We start from the raw sequence: 2,003 nt of genomic DNA, 5'->3' as shown, positions 1-2,003 counted from the left end.
TTCCTGTGGCCGTCGGTGGCGGACGGAGCCGTGACGATCTCGACGGCGCAGCTCGGCTACCTGCTCTCGGGCATCGACTGGCGGATGCCGCAGGAGAGCTGGCGTCCGAGTGCGGTCGGATGAGGATAACGCGTTACAAAGCCTGAGCAATATGCTCTTCTCTCGGGCGTGCCGAACGCGTCCGAGCCCCCGCCGCTCCCCACCGATCTCGCTGCCGCCCACGCCATGATCCTAGCCGAGCGGGCGGCGCGGCTCGTGTCCGAGATCGCGGTCGAACGGCTCAAGCTGGAGGTTGCCCGGCTGCGACGGGAGCGCTTCGGGGCATCCTCGGAACGCAGCACCCGGATCGACCAGCTCGAACTGACGCTGGAGGATCTGGAGGAGACGCTGGCCGAGACGGAGGCGCAAGCGGCTGAGCCCGGGCCGCATACCACCCCGACTTCCTCCCGGCGCAAGCCCGCTCGTAGGCCCTTGCCCGAGCATCTGCCGCGCGAGCGCATCCTCCATCCCAGCCCGACGACCTGCGCCTGCTGTGGCGGCGCGCGCCTGCGCCCTCTCGGCGAGGACGTCACCGAGACCCTGGAGCGGATCCCGGCGCGTTGGGTGGTGATCCAGCACGTGCGCGAGCGCTTCTCCTGCGCCGACTGCGAGACCATCGCGCAGGCCCCGGCTCCCTTCCACCCGATCCCGCGGGGCCGGGCCGGGCCAAACCTCCTGGCCGAGGTGATGATGGCCAAGTTCGGCCTGCACCTGCCGCTGCATCGCCAGAGCCAGCGCTTCGCCCACGAGGGCGTGCCGATCGACGTCTCGACCCTGGCCGGCTGGGTCGGGGCCGTCACCACCGCCCTGTCGCCTTTGGTCTCCCGGATCGAGGCCCATGTCCGGGAAGCCGAGCGCCTCCATCTCGACGACACGCCGGTGCCGGTCCTGGCCAAGGGCAAGACCCGCATGGGCCGGCTCTGGACGGTGGTGCGCGACGACCGCCCCTTCGGTGGACCCGAGCCGCCGGCGGCGGCCTACTTCTACTCTCCCGACCGCTACGACGCCGATGCCGAGACCTGGCTCGGCGACTTCCACGGCATCTTGCAGGCGGACGCCTTCTCGGGGTTCGTCCGGCTGTACGACCCCGGCCGCAAGCCGGGCCCAATCCACGAGGCGGCCTGCTGGGCCCATGCTCGACGCAAGTTCTTCGAGCTGGCCGATCTGAAGAAGGCTCCGATCGCCATCGAGGCGGTAACGCGGATCGATGCGATCTTCGCCATCGAGCGCGCCGCCAACGGTCTTGCCCCCGATGAACGCCGCGCGCACCGCCGCGCCCGCTCGGCTGCTCTCGTCGCCGACCTGGAGACGTGGCTGCGGGAGAACCGCGCCAGGCTCTCGGCCAAAGCGCCCACGGCAGCGGCAATCGACTACATGCTCAAGCGCTGGACCGCCTTCACCCGGTTCCTCGACGACGGGCGCATCTGCCTCTCGAACAACGCCGCCGAACGCTCCATCCGTCCCATCGCGGTGGGCCGCCGCAACTGGACCTTCGCCGGCTCGGATGCGGGCGGGCATCGCACGGCTGCCCTCTACACGCTGATCGAGACCGCCAAGCTCAATCGCATCGACCCGCAGGCCTGGCTCGCGGACGTACTAGCGCGGCTACCCGACCATCCCGCCCGGCGTGTCGACGAACTCCTGCCCTGGAATTGGACCCAGCCTCAGCCACGGCAGATCGCCGCCTGACACCCCGCCGGGACCACAACCGCGGCCTTCACCGAAGGCGTACGTCCAACATGACTTCGACGCTCTCGATCCGCGTCAGCGACGACAGTCTCGCGTCTAAGTTTCAGGCCGACGCGGGGGGCCGGGGCAATTGACCCCGACCCCAAGCCTCTCAGCCGAAGTGCCCGTCGTTGAAGGCATTGCGGCCCTCGACGGCACCGTACCGCAGGTAGTGCAGCATCGGGTCGATGCCGGCCGCCTTCACGTCGGCATTGGCCGCCTCGTACGCGTTGGTA

1 protein-coding gene is annotated in these 2,003 nt (G+C 69.8%); it reads left to right on the top strand.

Features of this window, described 5'->3' with window-relative positions; all coding sequences use genetic code 11:
- Positions 1-225 precede the first annotated feature (225 nt).
- Positions 226-1,728: an IS66 family transposase gene (gene tnpC / locus MFF13_RS14825; RefSeq protein ID WP_238272444.1), complete on the top strand. Its 1,503-nt coding sequence runs from the start codon at positions 226-228 to the stop codon at positions 1,726-1,728.
- Positions 1,729-2,003 lie beyond the last annotated feature (275 nt).

The organism is Methylobacterium cerastii (assembly GCF_022179125.1).
Lineage (GTDB): Bacteria > Pseudomonadota > Alphaproteobacteria > Rhizobiales > Beijerinckiaceae > Methylobacterium > Methylobacterium cerastii.
The sequence above is the reverse complement of the archived record's forward strand: the minus strand, read 5'-3'. Positions and strand labels throughout refer to the sequence as shown.